The 17,574-nt window shown below is 68.6% G+C and carries 17 protein-coding genes; 11 read left to right on the top strand and 6 right to left on the bottom strand.

The window, feature by feature from the left end:
- Nucleotides 1-99: 99 nt before the first annotated feature.
- From MHN84_RS22630 to glgX, 8 genes are all read left to right on the top strand, one after another.
- Nucleotides 100-1,494 (top strand): acyl-CoA dehydrogenase family protein, encoded by a 1,395-nt coding sequence (locus tag MHN84_RS22630; protein ID WP_241206756.1) that lies wholly within the window; start codon nt 100-102, stop codon nt 1,492-1,494.
- 268 nt (nt 1,495-1,762) lie between these two features.
- Nucleotides 1,763-3,601 (top strand): hypothetical protein, encoded by a 1,839-nt coding sequence (locus MHN84_RS22625; RefSeq protein WP_241206755.1) that lies wholly within the window; start codon nt 1,763-1,765, stop codon nt 3,599-3,601.
- Complete coding sequence (locus MHN84_RS22620) at nt 3,598-3,747, top strand: hypothetical protein (protein WP_241206754.1); 150 nt, start codon at nt 3,598-3,600, stop codon at nt 3,745-3,747. Before MHN84_RS22625 ends, MHN84_RS22620 begins: the two co-directional genes overlap by 4 nt.
- On the top strand, nt 3,744-4,154 hold the full coding sequence (locus MHN84_RS22615; RefSeq protein ID WP_241206753.1) for a hypothetical protein: 411 nt from the start codon (nt 3,744-3,746) through the stop codon (nt 4,152-4,154). Before MHN84_RS22620 ends, MHN84_RS22615 begins: the two co-directional genes overlap by 4 nt.
- Nucleotides 4,151-5,467, top strand: a complete 1,317-nt coding sequence (locus MHN84_RS22610) for a hypothetical protein (RefSeq protein ID WP_241206752.1) — start codon at nt 4,151-4,153, stop codon at nt 5,465-5,467. Before MHN84_RS22615 ends, MHN84_RS22610 begins: the two co-directional genes overlap by 4 nt.
- Nucleotides 5,468-5,508: 41 nt before the next feature.
- On the top strand, nt 5,509-6,186 hold the full coding sequence (locus MHN84_RS22605) for an ANTAR domain-containing protein (protein WP_241206751.1): 678 nt from the start codon (nt 5,509-5,511) through the stop codon (nt 6,184-6,186).
- A complete protein-coding gene (locus MHN84_RS22600; RefSeq protein ID WP_241206750.1) occupies nt 6,183-6,734 on the top strand; it encodes an isochorismatase family protein in 552 nt (183 codons plus the stop codon). The genes MHN84_RS22605 and MHN84_RS22600 overlap by 4 nt, the downstream gene beginning before the upstream one ends.
- A gap of 90 nt (nt 6,735-6,824) precedes the next feature.
- The gene (glgX, locus tag MHN84_RS22595; protein ID WP_241206749.1) at nt 6,825-8,984 is read left to right on the top strand and encodes a glycogen debranching protein GlgX; all 2,160 of its coding nucleotides are present in this window, start codon (nt 6,825-6,827) and stop codon (nt 8,982-8,984) included.
- Between the two features lie 214 nt (nt 8,985-9,198).
- On the opposite strand, the gene MHN84_RS22590 is transcribed toward glgX, so the two are convergent.
- Together MHN84_RS22590 and MHN84_RS22585 are read right to left on the bottom strand one after the other, a co-directional pair.
- The gene (locus tag MHN84_RS22590) at nt 9,199-10,500 is read right to left on the bottom strand and encodes a phosphotransferase (RefSeq protein WP_241206748.1); all 1,302 of its coding nucleotides are present in this window, start codon (nt 10,498-10,500) and stop codon (nt 9,199-9,201) included.
- Nucleotides 10,501-10,543: 43 nt separating this feature from the next.
- Entirely contained in the window at nt 10,544-11,548 is a 1,005-nt protein-coding gene (locus tag MHN84_RS22585; protein ID WP_241206747.1) for an MSCRAMM family adhesin SdrC, read from the bottom strand.
- Between the two features lie 175 nt (nt 11,549-11,723).
- On the opposite strand from MHN84_RS22585, the gene MHN84_RS22580 reads away from it, so the two are divergent.
- Together MHN84_RS22580 and pyrE are read left to right on the top strand one after the other, a co-directional pair.
- Nucleotides 11,724-12,536 (top strand): HugZ family protein, encoded by an 813-nt coding sequence (locus tag MHN84_RS22580; RefSeq protein ID WP_241206746.1) that lies wholly within the window; start codon nt 11,724-11,726, stop codon nt 12,534-12,536.
- Nucleotides 12,537-12,574: 38 nt separating this feature from the next.
- A complete protein-coding gene (gene pyrE, locus MHN84_RS22575) occupies nt 12,575-13,153 on the top strand; it encodes an orotate phosphoribosyltransferase (RefSeq protein WP_241206819.1) in 579 nt (192 codons plus the stop codon).
- Between the two features lie 75 nt (nt 13,154-13,228).
- On the opposite strand, the gene MHN84_RS22570 is transcribed toward pyrE, so the two are convergent.
- From MHN84_RS22570 to MHN84_RS22555, 4 genes are read right to left on the bottom strand one after another with little or no spacing between them, the layout of a single operon-like run.
- The gene (locus tag MHN84_RS22570; protein WP_241206745.1) at nt 13,229-14,263 is read right to left on the bottom strand and encodes an ABC transporter ATP-binding protein; all 1,035 of its coding nucleotides are present in this window, start codon (nt 14,261-14,263) and stop codon (nt 13,229-13,231) included.
- Nucleotides 14,260-15,033: an ABC transporter permease gene (locus tag MHN84_RS22565; RefSeq protein ID WP_241206744.1), complete on the bottom strand. Its 774-nt coding sequence runs from the start codon at nt 15,031-15,033 to the stop codon at nt 14,260-14,262. The genes MHN84_RS22570 and MHN84_RS22565 overlap by 4 nt, the downstream gene beginning before the upstream one ends.
- Nucleotides 15,030-15,872, bottom strand: a complete 843-nt coding sequence (locus tag MHN84_RS22560) for an ABC transporter permease (RefSeq protein ID WP_374238406.1) — start codon at nt 15,870-15,872, stop codon at nt 15,030-15,032. The genes MHN84_RS22565 and MHN84_RS22560 overlap by 4 nt, the downstream gene beginning before the upstream one ends.
- A 1-nt stretch (nt 15,873) precedes the next feature.
- Nucleotides 15,874-17,022 (bottom strand): ABC transporter substrate-binding protein, encoded by a 1,149-nt coding sequence (locus tag MHN84_RS22555; RefSeq protein WP_241206742.1) that lies wholly within the window; start codon nt 17,020-17,022, stop codon nt 15,874-15,876.
- A gap of 118 nt (nt 17,023-17,140) precedes the next feature.
- On the opposite strand from MHN84_RS22555, the gene MHN84_RS22550 reads away from it, so the two are divergent.
- A complete protein-coding gene (locus tag MHN84_RS22550; RefSeq protein ID WP_241206818.1) occupies nt 17,141-17,554 on the top strand; it encodes a TIGR03668 family PPOX class F420-dependent oxidoreductase in 414 nt (137 codons plus the stop codon).
- Nucleotides 17,555-17,574 lie beyond the last annotated feature (20 nt).

Here is a 17,574-nt window from a genome sequence, read left to right as displayed (position 1 = left end):
GCCGAGGCGCAGGGAAAAGGCGGTGGTGCGCATGTTCGGATCGATCGGCCGGCCGACAACTGAGGTGACATCCGTGCTGATGTCCGCGGGGGTGCCGTCGTGACCTTCGACATCACCCCGACCGTCGCCCAGCACGACTTGGCAAGGCGCACACACGAATTCGCAGAGCAGGTCGTTCGACCCGTAGCCGCCGAGTACGACCAGCGCCAGGAATTCCCATGGCCGGTTCTCGAAGAGGCGGCGCAGAGGGGCTTCTACAGTCCGCTGTTCTACCGAGATCTCATCGGCGACCCGACCGGTCTGTCCCTGCCGATGTTCATGGAGGAACTGTTCTGGGGCTGCGCCGGCATCGGACTGGCCGTGGTGATGCCCGCGCTGGCGCTGTCGGCGATCGGACAGGCCGCCTCACCCGAGCAGATGCTCCAGTGGGCGCCGGAGTGCTTCGGCACCCCCGGTGACATCAAGCTCGCCGCGCTGGCCATCTCCGAACCAGAGGGCGGCAGTGATGTCCGGAATCTGCGGACGACGGCCCGGCGCGACGGTGACGGCCCGGATGCGGACTGGATCATCGACGGCCACAAGATGTGGATCGGCAACGGCGGCATCGCCAATGTGCATGTCGTGAATGCCGTCGTCGACCAGGAGCTGGGCCACAAAGGTCAGGCGCTGTTCATCGTGCCGGGCGGCACCCCGGGCTTGGAGATGGTCCGCAAGCTCGACAAGCTCGGCTGCCGCGCTTCGCACACCGCCGAGCTGAAGTTCAACGGCGTGCGAGTGCCGGCGGAGAACCTCCTCGGCGGACACGAGAAGCTCGAGCACAAGCTGGCCAAAGCACGCGAAGCCGTCGAGGGCGGCAAGCACTCGGGCTCCGCCACGCTGGGGACGTTCGAGCAGACGCGGCCGATGGTCGCCGCCCAGGCGCTCGGAATCACCCGGGCCGCACTGGAATACGTCACCGAATACGCCAAGCGGCGCGAGGCCTTCGGCGGGCCCATCATCGACAACCAGGGCATCGCGTTCCCGCTGGCAGATCTGGCCACGGGGCTGGACGCCGCCCGGTTGTTGACCTGGCGGGCGTCGTGGATGGCGGCCACGGGAGTGCGGTTCGAACGCGGCGAGGGCTCGATGTCGAAGTTGGCCGCCAGTGAATTGGCGGTGCGGACCACCGAGCGGGCCATCCAGACGATGGGCGGCTGGGGCTACATCAAGGACCACCCCGTGGAGAAGTGGTACCGGGACGCGAAGCTCTACACCATCTTCGAAGGCACCAGCGAGATCCAGCGGATCGTCATCTCCAACGCGCTGGGGGCCGCTGAGGGCAGACCACCACTGCACGTCGACCTGGAACCCACCGGCGGTCCGCTGAACCGCATGTTCGGGCGCGGTACACCCGCGCGCACGCAGGCGGCCAACACTGCGCTCGCGATGAAGGACCGGGTGCCGGCGCCGGTGATGAACGCTGCCATGAAGGTGCTGCGCCCGCCCAAGAAGTGACGCCGTGCCGCAAACCCGCGGGCGTGGTTGCCAGCAACACATCGAGGCGGGGGCGCGCGGACAGAACTGGCGCCCGTGGTGTGATCGTCGGCTGCGCCGGGCGCCGGACGTTCGCACGCATGCACCAGGCAGTGGCAGCAGCGACGTCACGAACGCGTCAAGATGTCGGTTGGTGAAAAAACCCGATACCCCTGGTTTCACCTGAGGTGCTTCTGGCAACATTACCGCCCAGTAAGGACTCCATCGGCACGGGTGAACAGGAATGACGATGACGCATTCTCGACCGGACGTCGCGGTGCTCGCACAGGGCAGCGAAGGTGGTGGCGCCGAACTCAGCCAGGTGTTCGGCCTGTCCGCGGTGGCTCTCGCCGTCACCGCGGTCCTGCTGTGGATCGGATATCTGCACCGCCAGCACAGGATCTCCTGGCTGGCCGACCTCGCCGAGTGGTTGGGCCGTAAGTTCCACCGGCCGGGATGGGTGGCACTGCCCGTCGCGATCTTCGTCAGCGCGATCATCTGCGCGCTGTTCGGCTTCATCTGGGACGTCAGCCTGCACATCGGCAAGGGCCGCGATCCCGGTCCGCTGGCCAACCCGGCGCACTACTTCATCATCATCGGGCTGTTCTTCGTGTTCATCGCGGGATGCACGGCGATCGTGCTGCCCTTCGACAAGCCGGGTCCGGCCGCCGTCCGCATCACCGACAACTGGTACGCCCCGGTCGGCGGCATCGTGATGGCCGGCTGCGGCATGTACGCGCTGATCGGCTTCCCGCTCGACGACGTGTGGCACCGCATCTTCGGCCAGGACGTCACGCTGTGGGGTCCGACGCACCTGATGATGATCGGCGGCGCCGGCTTCTCCACGATCGCCGCGGCCTATCTGGAAGTCGAAGGCAAGCGAGCGGTCGGCGCGGACGCCCCGCGCGACGGCATCGGGCTGAAGTTCATCCAGTACCTCGCGTTCGCCGGTGTGCTGATCGGCCTCTCGGTGTACCAGATCGAATTCGACTTCGGCGTACCGCAATTCCGGCAGGTGTTCCAGCCGATGCTGATCGCGGCGGCGGCCGCGGTGGCTCTCGTCGCCGCCCGCATCTTCCTCGGTCGCGGCGCGGCGATCATCGCCGCCGTCGTGGCCATCGGTCTGCGCGGGATCATCGCGTTCATGGTCGCGCCTCTGCTCGACGCGCCCGTGAACTGGTTCCCGCTGTATCTCGGCCCCGCCCTGGTCGTGGAGTTGGTGGCGCTCACACCGCTGTTCAAACGTCCGGTGCTCTTCGGCATGGTCAGCGGCCTGGGCGTCGCCACCGTCGGGCTGTGGCTGGAGTCGCTGTGGATCGACGCCATCTACCCCTACCCGTGGCCGACCAGCATCTGGCCCGAGGCGCTGGCGATGTCCGTGCCCGTCGCGATCCTGGCGGGCGGCTGCGGAGGCATGATCGGCATGGTCCTCACCGGCCGGAAACTGCCCGGCCGCGCGATGTCCATCGGCCTGGTCGTGCTGACCGTGCTCGCGATCGGAGGCGCCACCGCCAACGGCCTGCGATATTCGGTGCCGCAGAACGAGACTGCGACCTTCGCGCTGACGGAAACCCAGGGGCCCGGCCCCGGACGCTTCGTGACCGCCGACGTCCGCTTCAACCCTCCGGACGCGATCAGCGACGACCCCAACTGGGTGTCGGTGCTCGCGTGGCAGGGCGGGCTGGCCAACGAACGCGGCCAGTTCATCGATCACCTCGACCAGGTGGGGCCGGGCCATTACGTCTCGACCAAGCCGATGCCCGTGTCGGGGCAGTGGAAGACGCTGCTGCGCGTCCACGACGGCACCACACTCACCGCGGTGCCCATCTTCCTCGCCGGAGATCCGGGCATCGGCGCCGAGGAGGTACCGGCCGAGGCGCAGTTCACCCGGCCGTTCGTCTCGGAGATCACCATCCTCCAGCGCGAGCGCAGCCCCGACATCCCCGCCTCGCTGTGGCTCATCGGCTGCCTCATCGTGCTGGTCTGCACCCTGGCGATGATCGCCGGGATCAGCTGGGGTGGTGGCCGCATCAACAACAACGAGCCGACCGGCAGCGAGAACGAGCTGCAACCCTCCGCGCAGGCATGACCCCGGCGGCGGAGGTGGTGATCCTCGCGGATCACTCGATCTGGTTGGCGCTGCCCGCGTTCGCCCCGGCGTTCGTGGTGGCCGGCGTGGTGTTCTACATCGCCAGGAAGAACCGCAAGAAGTCCGACGAGACAGGGGAACCGTGAGAAGACTTCTCGTGCTGAGTGCCGCTGCGGCTGTGCTGATCGCCGGGTGCGGAGGCAACAAGAGTGACGACGCCGGCACCGCGAGTTCCAGCGCGGGCGGCCCGGCGCCGACGCAGATGACCGACGCGCAGAACCCGCCGCAGCGGGTCGTGGTCGACGTGACGATCAAGGACGGCCAGGTCACGCCGACCAACGAACAATTGCAGGCGAAGGTCAACCAGCCCATCGTGATTCAGGTCGACAGTGACGCCGTCGACGAACTGCACGTGCACTCCACGCCCGAGCATTCGTTCCCGATCGCCGTCGGTCCCGGCCAGACATTCCAGTTCTCCGCCGACGTACCCGGGCGCATCGACATCGAACTGCACGAGCTGAACAAGACCATCGCCACCATCGCCGTTCAGTGACCTCCCACGTGCTCGCCCACGGGTTGGGCGGCTCGACCGATCTGCCGATCCCGTTCACGTACGCCCTGATCGGTGCGGCCTGGGCACTGACGTTCACGTTCGCCGTCGTCGCGCTGGCGTGGCGGACACCGAAGTTCGACGCGACGCGGCCGGGCCGGGCTCTTCCCGGCGTGGTCACGCGTGTCGTCGACGCGACGGCGACCCGCTGGATCGTGACGGTGCTGACACTGGTGTTGACGGCGTGGGTGGCGATGGCCGCCGTCTTCGGGCCGCAGACATCCGACAACGCGCTCCCCGGCGTGTTCTACGTGCTGCTGTGGGTGGGGCTCGTCGCGCTGTCCCTGCTGTTCGGCCCGGTGTGGCGGGCCATCTCGCCGGTCCGTGCCGTGCACCGCGTCATCGGCAGACCCTCGCTGGGACGCAGCTACCCCGAGCGGCTGGGGTACTGGCCGGCCGCGGTGGGCTCGTTCGCATTCGTCTGGCTCGAGTTGGCCAGCCCGGATCCCGGGTCCCTGCACGCGATCCGGATCTGGCTCCTCGTCTACCTGGCCATCACGTTCGCGGGCACGCTGTGGTGCGGCACCCGATGGTGCGCCCGCGCGGATCCGTTCGAGGTCTACAGCGTCGTCGCGTCCCGGCTCTCTCCGATGCGCCGCAATCCCGACGGCCGGATCGCGATCGGCAACCCGTTCGATCACCTGCCGACGCTGCCGGTGCGCCCCGGCGTCGTCGCGGTGCTGTCAGTGCTGCTCGGCTCGACCGCGTTCGACAGCTTCTCCGCGACGCCCGCGTTCCGCAATTTCTCCGACCGGGTCACGGACTCGGCGGCGACGGCCAGCCTGCTGCGGACGGCGGGTCTGCTGCTGTTCGCCGTAGTGGTCGCGGGGTCCTTCACCCTGGCGGCCCGCTGCACCGGAGGCGTCGATGCGCAGCGGCGGCGTGAACTGCCGGCCGAGATGGCCCACTCGCTGATCCCGATCGTCATCGGTTACGTGTTCGCCCACTACCTCACCTACCTGGTCGAGCGCGGGCAGGAGGCGATCATCCGGCTGGCGGACCCGCTCGGTCGAGGCTGGAATGTCCTGGGCCTGGCCGACAACGAGGTCAGCTACCTGCTCTCGATGCATCCCGCGGTGGGCGCCACGCTCAAGGTGGGCTTCGTCGTCGCCGGCCACATCGCCGGTGTCATCGCCGCGCACGACCGCTCATTGGCTTTGCTCCCGCGGGCGCATCAGGTGACCGGGCAGCTGGCCATGATGTTGGTGATGGTCGGCTACACATTCCTGGGGTTGTATTTGCTGTTCGGTGGCTGACTTCGCATACCGGGGGCGTCTCCGACGCTATCGTGCTCGATGTGCCCGGCGTGGACTCAAAAGAGCAGGCGCTCGACGGTGACGAACCGCAGCGCGTCGGATGGTTCACATTCCACTTCGACGACGAGCGCTGGGAGTGGTCGAAAGCGGTGCAGATCATGCACGGCTACGAACCCGGCACGGTGACGCCGACCACCGAACTCGTGCTCTCCCACAAACATCCCGACGATCGTCAGACGATCGCCGCGACACTGGAGGAGATGCGCCGAGCCCACCGGCCGTTCTCCACTCGGCATCGCATCGTCGACACCCGCGGTGACATCCGCGACGTCGTCGTGGTCGGCGACCGGATGACCGACGAGCAGGGTCAGGTGGTCGGCACACACGGCTTCTATGTCGACGTCACCTCGACCGGGACGATGACCCAGGAGATGGTCACCGCCGCGTTGGCGGAGATCGCCGAGAACCGCGCGGTGATCGAACAGGTGAAGGGCATGCTGATGCTCATCTACCGGGTGGACGGCGACGCCGCGTTCGAGTTGCTGCGCTGGCGCTCACAGGAGTGCAACGTCAAGTTGCGCGCACTGGCCGAGCAGCTGCTCGCCGACTACCAGCAGCTCGACTACCGGGACACACTGCCGAGCCGGGAGACGTTCGATCACCTGCTCCTGACCGCCCATCAGCGGGTCAGAGGCAACGGCGATACCGTGGGTGGATGAACGCGCTCATCATCGTCGACGTGCAGAACGACTTCTGCGAAGGCGGATCGCTGGCCGTCGAGGGCGGTGCCGCCGTGGCGCGCGCCATCACCGGCCTGCTGGGCGGCGAGCACGGCTACGACCACGTGGTGGCCACCAAGGACTTCCACATCGACCCGGGTGAGCATTTCTCCGATCACCCGGACTACGTCACGTCCTGGCCGCGGCACTGCGTCGTCGGCACCGACGGCGCCGAGTTCCACCCCGATCTGGATGCCACGCCCGTGGAGGCGGTGTTCCACAAAGGCCGGTACTCGGCCGCCTACAGCGGCTTCGAGGGCGTCGACGACGACGGCACCTCGCTGGCCGACTGGCTGCGCCGGCGCGATGTGGACACCGTCGACGTCGTGGGCATCGCCACCGATTACTGCGTCAAGGCGACCGCCGCCGACGCCGCCGCCCACGGGCTGACCACCCGTGTGCTGCTCGATCTCACCGCCGGCGTCGCCTCCGCGTCGACCGACGAAGCCGTCGGCGCCCTACGAGCCGCCGGCGTGACCGTCCACTGACGACGAATCTGTGACCCATCGGACGGTTGCACCGTCCCCGTTCTGGGCATCCGCTACCGCCACCAGCCGATCGAACACCAGGAGAGTTCCTTGACTCAGACCGCCGCCTCGCCGGACACCTCCTTTCCGCTCGAGGTGTGGCCCGGCAAGGCCTACCCCCTCGGCGCCACCTACGACGGCTACGGCACCAACTTCGCGCTGTTCAGCGAGGCCGCCGAGAAGGTCGAGCTGTGCCTGTTCGACGCAGCCGGCGACCAGACCGCCTGCATCACGCTGCCCGAGGTCGACGGCTTCGTCTGGCACGGGTTCATCCCGAGCATCGAGCCCGGCCAGCGCTACGGCTACCGGGTGCACGGCCCCTACGACCCCGAGAACGGTCTGCGCTGCAACCCCAACAAGCTGCTGCTCGACCCCTACGCCAAGGCGATCGACGGCACCTTCGAGTGGGATCAGTCGCTGTTCAGCTACAACTTCGGCGACCCGGACAGCCGCAACGACGACGACTCGGCCGCCAACATGCCCAAGTGCGTTGTGATCAACCCCTACTTCGACTGGGGCGTCGACCGGCCACCGAACCACGAGTACGCCGACTCGGTGATCTACGAGGCCCACGTCAAGGGCCTCACCATGACGCATCCCGACATTCCGGAACAGATCCGCGGCACCTACGCCGCCGTGGCGCACCCGGCGATCATCGAGCACCTGAAGTCACTGAGCATCACCGCGATCGAGCTGATGCCGGTGCACCACTTCGCCAACGATTCGACGCTGGTGGACAAGGGGCTGTCGAACTACTGGGGCTACAACACCATCGGCTTCTTCGCGCCGGACTTCAAGTACAGCTCCAACCCGAACCCGGGGGGACAGGTCCAGGAGTTCAAGGCGATGGTGCGGGCGCTGCACGAGGCGAACATCGAGGTCATCCTCGACGTGGTCTACAACCACACCGCCGAGGGCAACCACATGGGTCCGACGTTGTCCATGCGCGGCATCGACAACGCCGCGTACTACCACCTCGTCGACGACGACAAGCGGTTCTACATGGACTACACGGGCACCGGCAACAGCCTCAACGTCAGCCATCCGCACACGCTGCAGCTGCTGATGGACTCGCTGCGGTACTGGGTGACCGAGATGCACGTCGACGGGTTCCGCTTCGACCTGGCCTCGACACTGGCCCGCGAGTTCTACGAAGTCGACCGCCTGGCCACGTTCTTCGAACTCGTGCAGCAGGACCCGACGGTCAGCCAGGTCAAGCTGATCGCCGAGCCGTGGGACGTCGGCCCGGGTGGCTATCAGGTGGGTAACTTCCCGCCGCAGTGGACGGAGTGGAACGGCAAGTACCGCGACACCGTCCGCGACTTCTGGCGCGGCGAAGGCGCCAGCATCGACGAGTTCGCCTACCGGTTGACCGGCTCCTCGGACCTCTACGAGCACACCGCGCGCAGGCCTGTCGCGTCGATCAACTTCGTCATCGCCCACGACGGGTTCACGCTGCGCGACCTGGTGTCGTACAACGAGAAACACAACGAGGCCAACGGCGAGGACAACAACGACGGCGAGAGCCACAACCGGTCCTGGAACTGCGGGGTCGAAGGGCCCACCGACGATCCGGAGATCAACGCGCTGCGCGCCCAGCAGGAACGCAACTTCATGGCCACGCTGCTGCTGTCCCAGGGCGTGCCGATGATGTGCCACGGCGATGAGCTCGGACGCACCCAGGGCGGCAACAACAACGGCTACTGCCAGGACAACGAGATCACCTGGATCGACTGGTCCACGGTCGACGAGGGCCTGCTGGACTTCACGCGCGCGGTCGCGGAATTGCGGGCCAATCACCCCGTGTTCCGGCGGCGCCGGTTCTTCTCCGGCAAGCCCGTCGGCCGCCGCGGCGTCGCCGGACTTCCCGACATCGCGTGGTTCAGTCCGGACGGCACCGAGATGAGCGGCGAGGACTGGGAGGCCGGCTTCGCCAAGTCGCTCACGGTGTTCCTCAACGGCCACGGCATCCCGGACATGGATGCGCGCGGCCAGCGGGTGATCGACGACTCGTTCCTGCTGTGCTTCAACGCCCACTACGAGCCGATCGAGTTCACGTTGCCGCCCAAGGAGTTCGGGAAGGCGTGGGTGCAGGAGATCCACACCGCCGAACTCACCCCCGACGGTGAGCCGGCCGAAGCACACCCGGCAGGGGCGACGCTCGAGGTGCCGGCGCGGGCGACCGTCGTGCTGCGTGCGCAGACCGACTGACCCCCGTAATGAAAGACGTTGCGCGGCATCGCGCTTAGCGGCCGGGTTCAGCGTCTTTACCGCATCGATGTGTTAGCTTGAGAGAGCTGTTGCAGCCGTGGCCGCCTGTTGGTGGGCGTCATGACGCCATGCCACCGGTCGGGCGGGCCGGAGTAGGAGCCGTAGAGCGGCGGTGACCTACCGGGTGGCCACGGTTGCCAGCTTGTTCGGCCCTTCAGCTCGCCACGATGCGCTCGATCGACCGCATCGGGATCGGCAGCCACGTCGGCCGGAACCGGGCCTCGTACGCCGCCTCGTAGACGGCCTTATCCAGCTCATAGGCAGCCAGGATGTGCCTCGCCGCAGCCGGATCCGACCCGCCGCCGGCGGCGTACCCGTCGCAGAAGGCGGCACTGTTGCGCTCCACCCACTGCCGCGCCCGCTCCGCGAGCTCGCGGCCACCTCCGTCACCGTCACCGCGCTCGACCACCAGCTGGTAGGCGGCGTACTCGAACGACCGCAACACCCCTGCCACGTCACGCATCGGCGAGTCCGGTCGACGCCGCTCCTCGAGCGGCGCTCCGGGTTCGCCCTCGAAGTCGATGAGCACCCAGCCGTCCTCGGTCCGCAGCACCTGGCCCAGATGCAGATCTCCGTGCACGCGCTGCACGAGCATCGTCTCGCCGGCCAGGGCGCGATAGCGCGCCTCGATCCGAGGCGCATGCTCGGCCAGCGCGGGCGCGGCGTCGACCGCGGTGCGCAACCGGTGCAGCACCGTGTCGACGGGGAACGGGACGGTCGAGGTTCCCAGGGCCTCGGCCAGCGCGGCGTGCACCGAGGCCACCGCCTCCCCGAGTGGGCGGGACTCGGCGGTGAAGTCGGAGAAGTCCTCGCGGGTGCTGGCCGTCGCCATGTCCCAGCCCTCGCAGCTGCCGGCCGCGAACGCGGTCACCATGCCCAGCGCGGACGGCTCCGCCGGATCGGTCTCGGAGGTGGTCTCGAACGATCCGAACAGCGTCGCGACATGGCTGTTGTGTGCGCGCGCCAATACCTGGTTCAACTCGATGTCGGGATTGATGCCTGCTGTCACCCGGCGGAACACCTTGAGGATGGCGTCGCTGCCGAAGATCACGCTGGTGTTGCTCTGTTCGGCTCCCGACACCCGGGGCGCCGCGTCGAGCGGCAACGTGGCGCCGGGCTCCTTGGCGAACGTCAGCGGACCCGCCGTCGCCGACTCGTCGATCAGGGTGAGCAGACGGCTGGCCGCGGCGGGGTCGAACATGGCGTCGTAGGCGAATCGACCCTCGTCGGACCCGATGGCCGCGAGGTCACCGAACTCGGGCACCGGGGTGTCGCTCCAGCGGATCAGCACCTGGTAGCGCTCGGTGGTGTTGTCGGCGTATCCGACGTCGAGCAGGACGTGGTCGAGATCGGCACCGAGGGAGGTCACGGCGGCGGGTTCGGCGCGGGTCAGTTGGCGGGTGCGACCGGCGTACCAGCGCTGTCGCACGATCCAGTCAGCGAACGGCAATCTCATCACGGTGTCTCTAGTACCCGTTCCGGCGCCGTGGACCTCACGCTCAGGCGAGGAAACGCTCTGCACCGGCAGTGCGCACGAAGCGCAGGCTGTTGGCCTGCCGGTAGCCGACCACGCCGCCGCCGAAGGTCAGCAGGATGAGGCCGGCGAGCCCGGGAAGCGCCACGGCGGCGAGCTGCGCGACGGTCGGACTCACCATGGAGCGTGGCATCGATTCGGGCCGCGGCCCCGCACCGGTGGCCATCGGTCGTGCGGTGGCGCCGGGCGTCGGGGCGATCGAACCGCGGATCGTCGGGGTGCTCGCCCCGGCGACACCGGGGGCGGTCACGCCCGGTTCGGCAGCGACGGCGCCGGGTGTGCGGGCGCCGGCCCGGGCTCCGGTTCCGGCGGCCGTGATGGCGCGGGGAACGGTCACGACCAGCGGCGCGTGCAGCACCGCCGGGTCACGACCGGCGCCGCCGCCACCCCCTCCGCCGGCGGTGCCGGTGGCGGCGTCCACCACCGGAGCCTCCTCCTGGGTGCGGAACGACGGCCCCGGCGGCGGGGCGGGCGGCACGATCGACAATGCCGACAGGAACTGCGTCAGGGTGGGTACGGGGATCTCGACGGTGGTGTAGAAGTTGCGCGGCAGAGGGAGCTGGCCCGACGGGATCTCACCGGGGGCGGGTAGCCGCAGCATCGGGAGCGTCAGCGAGCGGCCGGAGTCGGCCTTGCCGGACTCGCGCGAGGACGGCGGGGAATCGGGTTCGGAGGGTTCGCGTGAGCCCCCGCTGCGCGTGGGTTCGTCGACGTCGGTGTCGACGGAGACCGACGAGTCCGTATCGGGAGGGTCGATCGACGCCGTCGAGCCACCGGTGGAGGTGTCGGTCGACGTGTCCTTCGGCGCCTCGGAACCGGAATCCTTCTCGCCGGAGTCCGACGTGGTCTGCGAGGAACCGTCGCCGTCCGACGGCTGAGCCAGGACGGGTGCGGCGCCGATCCCGCTGAGGAAGACGACCGTGACGAGCGCACCGGCGGCCGCGAAGACACGCGATGCGGGCCGCCCCATGATGTCCCCTCATTCAGCCGGACGCAGTACCGAACCCGGGATCGAATCCAAGCCGTTGACTATCTGGGCAATTCTCGCACATCAGCACAAGCCCACGGCCGGTTCGGAGTTTGCTGAGAGCCGCCGGAAATCGACGCGTGCGTCAGCGGTTCATGGTGCCAGCTATGGTGCCGTGGTGACGTCCGGAAGCCGACCCCGCGATCACGGCGACCCAGGCGATGCGCCGACCATTCCGCCGCCGCTGCGCGAACCCGTCAATCCGGCCCGCCCGTCGGCGGCCGAAGAGGCCCGCACGATCGCGGCGTCGACGAATTCCGCCACGCTGGCGACGCTGACCGCCGACGGCGACCCGTGGGCGTCGTTCGTGACCTACGGCCTGCTCGGCGGCGCCCCGGTGCTCTGCGTGTCGAATCTGGCCGAGCACGGCCGCAACCTGGCGGCAGACCCGCGCGCGAGCCTCGCCGTCGTCGCCCCCGCCACCGAGACCGATCCGTTGGCCAACGCGCGCATCACGATCGCCGGACATGTGGAACGGCCGAGCGGCGACGAGCAGGCCGCCGCGCGCGACGCGCACCTGGCGGCGGTCGCTGCGGCCAAGTACTACATCGACTACTCGGACTTCACGCTGTGGGTGTTGCGGGTGGACCGCGTGCGGTGGGTCGGCGGCTACGGCCGCATGGAATCCACGACCAGCGCCGATTACGCCGCCGCCGAGCCGGACCCCGTCAGTCCGCACGCCGCGGGCGCGATCACCCACCTCAACGACGATCACGCCGACGCACTGGCGGCGATGGCACGCGAACTGGGCGGCTACCCGGACACCACCACCGCGTCGTGCACCGGCGTGGACCGATACGGACTCGACCTGCGTGTCATGACCGAACGCGGAATGGCCTACACACGAATCGGTTTCGCCGCTCCCCTGGGTTCGATCGACGAATTGCGTTCCGCCGCGGTCGAGTTGACGCGTCGGGCCCGCGGGCAGTGATCCAGGGCGGGCACTACGATCGCGCTATGTCCGAGCAGATGTCCGAGCAGATGCAGCGTCCCGAGACCTGGCAGGCCGCGTTCGAGCTGATCCGCACCCGCGGGCACGAACGTCGTGAGGAGCCGTTCCGGCTGGCCAGCGGCCAGCTCAGCCACGACTACATCGACGGCAAGTTCGCCGTCGACACCGGGGAGCGGCTGTCGGTGGTGAGCCGCGCGGTGGCCGATCTGGCCGCAGCTCACGGCATCGAGTTCGATGCGGTCGGCGGCCTGACGATGGGGGCCGACCCGCTCGCGCACGGCGTGGCGATGGTGACCGGCAAGGCGTGGTTCTCGGTGCGCAAGGAGCAGAAGAGCCGCGGTCGCGAGCAGTGGATCGAGGGCACCCGGTTGCAGTCCGGGGACCGGGTGCTGCTCGTCGACGACGTGATCAGCACCGGCGGTTCCACCGAGCTGGCACTGGAGCGCATCGCGCCCATCGGCGTCGTGGTGACGGGCGTGATCCCGATGGTCGATCGCGGGGACATCGCCGCGGCCCGTTTCGCCAAGCGCGGCATCCCGTTTCACGCGCTCGTGAGCTACCGCGACCTGGGTATCGACCCGGTCAAGGACGTGTGACCCCTCCCCGCCCAAACCGACGTTCGGGCGGGAAAGTGCGAGGAGATCCCGCCATTTCGTCGAACTCGGCGCCCGTCAGGCCCGGGTGACCAGCACGCCGTCGCTGTCCACGCGCAGCGCCACCCGCTGCCCCGGCTGCAGATCCCGGGCAGCCGAACTGGCCATCTGAGCCATCAGCGCGGCGCCGTCGGCGGCCGTCAGGTGAACCCGCGAGATCGCCCCGAGGAACGACACCGACGTCACCGTCGCGCTACCCGACGGGTCGGCGGTCACGCTGACCGACTCCGGCCGCACCATCGCCACACCTTCACCGTCGACCGAACCCGGTGCCGCGGGCAGCGACAGACCCAGCAGCGACGCACGACCACCCGACACCGAAGCGGGCACCTTGTTGTTGAGCCCGACGAAGTCCGCGACGAACGGCGTCGCGGGGTGCGCGTAGAGCTCGGCGGGTTCGGCGAGCTGTTCGAGCCGGCCCTTGTTCATCACCCCGACCCGGTCGGCGACGGCCAGCGCCTCCTCCTGGTCGTGGGTGACGAACAACGTGGTGGTGCCGACGTCGAGTTGCACCCGCCGGATCTCGTCGCGCAGCTGGGTGCGCACCTTGGCGTCCAGCGCCGAGAGCGGTTCGTCGAGCAGCAGCACCCGGGGCTGGATCGCCAGCGCGCGGGCCAGCGCCACACGCTGCTGCTGTCCGCCGGAAAGCTCTTTGGCGTAGCGGCTGCCCAGCGCCCCCAGGCCCACCAGCTCGAGCATGTCGGCGGCCCGGGAAAGCCTCTCGCCCTTGGCTTTTCCCCGCATCTTCAAGCCGAAGGCGACGTTGTCGAGCACGGTCAGGTGCGGGAACAGGCTGTAAGCCTGGAACACCATGCCCATGTCCCGCTTGTTGGCGGGCACCCTGCTGACGTCGACGCCGCCGACGGTCACCGTGCCCGACGTCGCCTCGTCGAGGCCGGCGAGGATGCGCAGTGCCGTGGTCTTGCCGCAGCCCGAGGGGCCGAGCAACGCCACCATCTCGCCCGGCTCGATGTGGAGGGTGAGCCCGTCGAGCGCCCGGGTCTCACCGTAGAGACGGGTCAGCTCGGTGAGCTCGACGGCAACTCCGGTCACGTGGTCACTCCTGTCTGGTGGCGGCGGCCGCGGGTGACCAGGGAGAGGATCAGCAGCAGCGCGAAGCCGAACAGCAACGTGGCGAGCGACGCGGCCACCGAGGTCGGCCCGTTGCTCTTGCCGATGGTCACGATCTGCACCTGCAGCGTCTCGTATCCCGACAGCGAGGCGATGGTGTACTCGCCGAGCACCACGGCGATCGAGATGAACGCGGCCGACAGGATGCCCGACCAGATGTTGGGCACCACGACCCGCAGGATCGTCGTCGCCCAGCCCGCACCCAGCGATCGCGCCGCCTCGGAGAGCGTCTGTAGATCGATGCTCGACAGCGCGGCATCCAACGCCCGGTAGGCGAACGGCAGCACGATGACGACGTAGACGAACGTCAGCGTCAACGCGGACTCCCCGAGGAAGTACGTGACCCACAGGTAGACGTTGCGCAACCCGACGACGATCACCAGCGCGGGAATCGTCAGCGGCAGCAGGCAGAGGAACTCGATCATGCCCTTGGCCCACGGTGCGCGCAGCCGGACCCAGATCATGGTGGGCACCAACAGAATCAGCATTGCGAGCACGGTCAGCACCGCCAGTGACAGCGAGACGATGATCGCCTGGTAGAGCGCCTCGTCGGCGATCAGGTTGGCCCAGGCCTGCCCGGTGCGCCCGCCGGAGATCAGGTCGCGGGTGGAGAAGTCGGCCATCGCGTAGAGCGGGAAGCAGAAGAAGAGTCCGAACAGCACCCACAGCAGCCCGCGCACCATCCGCGTCATGACAGCCACCGCGCGCTGCGCCGCACCAGCCGGTTGTAGGCGATCATCACCACGGCCACCACGACGATCATCTCCAACGCCAGCGCGTAGGCGAAGCCGGCCTGCCCCAGGACCACCTCGCTGACCAGCGACGCCCGGATCAGCAGCGGCAGGATCGGGCTGCCCTGACTGACGAGTGCGGCAGCCGTCGCATAGGCGGCGAAGGCGTTGGCGAACAACAGCAGCATCGAGCCGAGGAACGCGGGTGTCAGCAGCGGTACCGCGACCTCGCGCCAGTAATCCCACGTCGAGGCGCCGAGGCTGACCGCCGCTTCACGCCACTGCTCCCGCAGGCCCTCCAGCGCGGGCACGAAGACGATCACCATCAGCGGGATCTGGAAGTAGGTGTAGACGAGGGTCAAACCGCTCAGGCCGTACAGCCACCCCGAGCCCGCGAGGTTCCAGCCGGTGGCCTGCTGCACCCACAGCGTCAGCACACCGTTCAGCCCGACCGTCGCCAGGAACGCGAAAGCCAGTGCGACGCCGCCGAACTGGGCCAGCACGCTGCACAGCGAGAGCACCGCCCGGCGCACCATCGACGTCGGCGGGCTGCTGACGATCAGCCACGCCATCAGCGCACCGAGCACCGCACCGAGCACGGCCGTGGCCGCGGACAGCAGCACGCTGTCGCGCAGCGCCGACAGCGCCGTGCCGGTGAACAACGCCGCGATGCGATCCAGCGAGAACACCCCGTCGAGGTAGACCGCACCGACCACGACGGTGACCGTCGGGATGATCAGGAACACCACGACGACGGCCAGGAACGGCACCAGCGGCAGGCCGTCTCGGACGCGGCGCATGTCAGCCAACCGCGGCAGCCCAGTTCTCCGACAGGTACTTCGAGGCCGCTTCCGTCTGCTGCGGGGTCGGCACCGTGACCGGCCCGTCGACCACCGGCAAGGCCTTGGCGACCTCGGCGTCCAGCGTCTTGTCGGCGATCATGGTGTCGGCGCGAACGGGGCGGACGCCGCCCGCAGCGTAGAGGTTCTGCCCCTCGTCGCTGTAGAGGAACTCCTGCCACAGTCGCGCGGCCGCCGGATGCGGTGCCTCCTTGTTGATCGCCTGGTAGTAGTACCCGGCGACCGCGGCGTTCGGCGGCACCAGCACCGTCCAGGACGGAAGCTTCTTGGTCTCAGCGGAATTCGTGTAGTTCCAGTCGATCACGACAGGGGTCTGCCCCGACTCGATGGTTGCGGGGGTGGGATCGACCGGCAGGAAGTTGCCCGCCTGCTTGAGCTTGCGGAAGAACTCGACTCCGGGGGCGATGTCGTCGGCCGAACCGCCCTGCGACAACGCCACCATCAGCACACCGGAGAACGCCGCGCCCGCCTGGGTGGGGTCGCCGTTGAGCGCGACCTTGCCCTGGTACTCCGGCTTGAGCAGATCGTTGACATTCGTCACCGGCGGCACCTTTGCCGAGTCGAATCCGATCGACATGTAACCGCCGTAGTCGTTGACCCACGTCCCGTTCGGATCCTTGAACGCGGCCGGGATGTCGTCGAACGTCGCCACCTTGTACGGCGCGAACATCGCGGTGTTGGCCAGCGCGACGGACTGGCCGAGGTCGAACACGTCCGGCGCGCTGCTGCGGCCCTTCTGCTGGTTGGCCGCGTTGATCTCGTCCTGGCTCGACGCATCGGGTTGCGCGGAATTGACCTTGATGCCGTACTTGTCGGAGAAGGCCTTGATGATCGCCCCGTAGTTGGCCCAATCCGGTGGCAGCGCAATCACATTGAGCTCACCCTCGCCCTTGGCCGCCTCGACCAGGCCGTCCATGCCGCCGAAGTCGGCGGCCGAGGTGGCCTCGGCGGCCTTGACACCGGACTGCGTCTGAGAGCCGGAGTCGTTCTTCTCCGGCGGGGCACATGCGGCGGCACCGACGACCAGCAGTGCGGAGGCGGCGCAGACGAGGAACCGGGACAGTCGTCCAGTGGTGTTGGCAGAGGGCATGGTTGAGACCTTCCGGTGAGCAGGAGGCGGCGCAGTGGCGCAGCGATTACCTGGCCGTGTCATCGCGGTGAACCATAACCTGGCGGTGCTGCTCGCGCCTAGGGTTGAGCAGGTGAGCATGTCCGGGCCGGTCACCGCATTCGCCCGCGCGCCGGTGGCGGTGCTCGCCACCGTGCGGCCCGACGGCGCCCCGCACGTCGTCCCGGTGGTGTTCGCGATGGCTCCCGGTCGAGACGACATGGTGTTCACCGCCGTCGACGCGAAACCCAAGTCGACGCAGCGGCTGCGCCGGCTGGACAACATCGCGCACCGGCCCGAGGTGAGCCTGCTGGTCGAGCACTACGACGACGACTGGTCGCAGCTGTGGTGGGTGCGCGCGGACGGCACGGCGACGATCCACCGGGCCGGCCACACGGTGACGGCGGGGTACGCTGCCCTGCGCGCGAAGTACCCGCAGTACGAACGGGTCGCGCTCGACGGGCCCGTGATCAGCATCCGGATTCACCGCTGGGCGTCCTGGGGTGGGGGTTAGCCGGTAGAGGCCGCGGTGGT

It is taken from the genome of Mycobacterium sp. PSTR-4-N (genome assembly GCF_022348085.1).
Taxonomy (GTDB): domain Bacteria; phylum Actinomycetota; class Actinomycetes; order Mycobacteriales; family Mycobacteriaceae; genus Mycobacterium.
The sequence above is the reverse complement of the archived record's forward strand: the minus strand, read 5'-3'. Positions and strand labels throughout refer to the sequence as shown.

What these genes read in the sequence shown, in the direction of transcription:
- MHN84_RS22625 (WP_241206755.1), top strand. Translation starts at nt 1,763, where the DNA reads ATGACGCATTCTCGACCGGACGTCGCGGTGCTCGCACAGGGCAGCGAA.
- MHN84_RS22620 (WP_241206754.1), top strand. Translation starts at nt 3,598, where the DNA reads ATGACCCCGGCGGCGGAGGTGGTGATCCTCGCGGATCACTCGATCTGG.
- MHN84_RS22600 (WP_241206750.1), top strand. Translation starts at nt 6,183, where the DNA reads ATGAACGCGCTCATCATCGTCGACGTGCAGAACGACTTCTGCGAAGGC.
- MHN84_RS22590 (WP_241206748.1), bottom strand. Translation starts at nt 10,500, where the DNA reads ATGAGATTGCCGTTCGCTGACTGGATCGTGCGACAGCGCTGGTACGCC.
- MHN84_RS22585 (WP_241206747.1), bottom strand. Translation starts at nt 11,548, where the DNA reads ATGGGGCGGCCCGCATCGCGTGTCTTCGCGGCCGCCGGTGCGCTCGTC.
- pyrE (WP_241206819.1), top strand. Translation starts at nt 12,575, where the DNA reads ATGTCCGAGCAGATGCAGCGTCCCGAGACCTGGCAGGCCGCGTTCGAG.
- MHN84_RS22565 (WP_241206744.1), bottom strand. Translation starts at nt 15,033, where the DNA reads ATGACGCGGATGGTGCGCGGGCTGCTGTGGGTGCTGTTCGGACTCTTC.
- MHN84_RS22560 (WP_374238406.1), bottom strand. Translation starts at nt 15,872, where the DNA reads ATGCGCCGCGTCCGAGACGGCCTGCCGCTGGTGCCGTTCCTGGCCGTC.
- MHN84_RS22555 (WP_241206742.1), bottom strand. Translation starts at nt 17,022, where the DNA reads ATGCCCTCTGCCAACACCACTGGACGACTGTCCCGGTTCCTCGTCTGC.
- MHN84_RS22550 (WP_241206818.1), top strand. Translation starts at nt 17,141, where the DNA reads ATGTCCGGGCCGGTCACCGCATTCGCCCGCGCGCCGGTGGCGGTGCTC.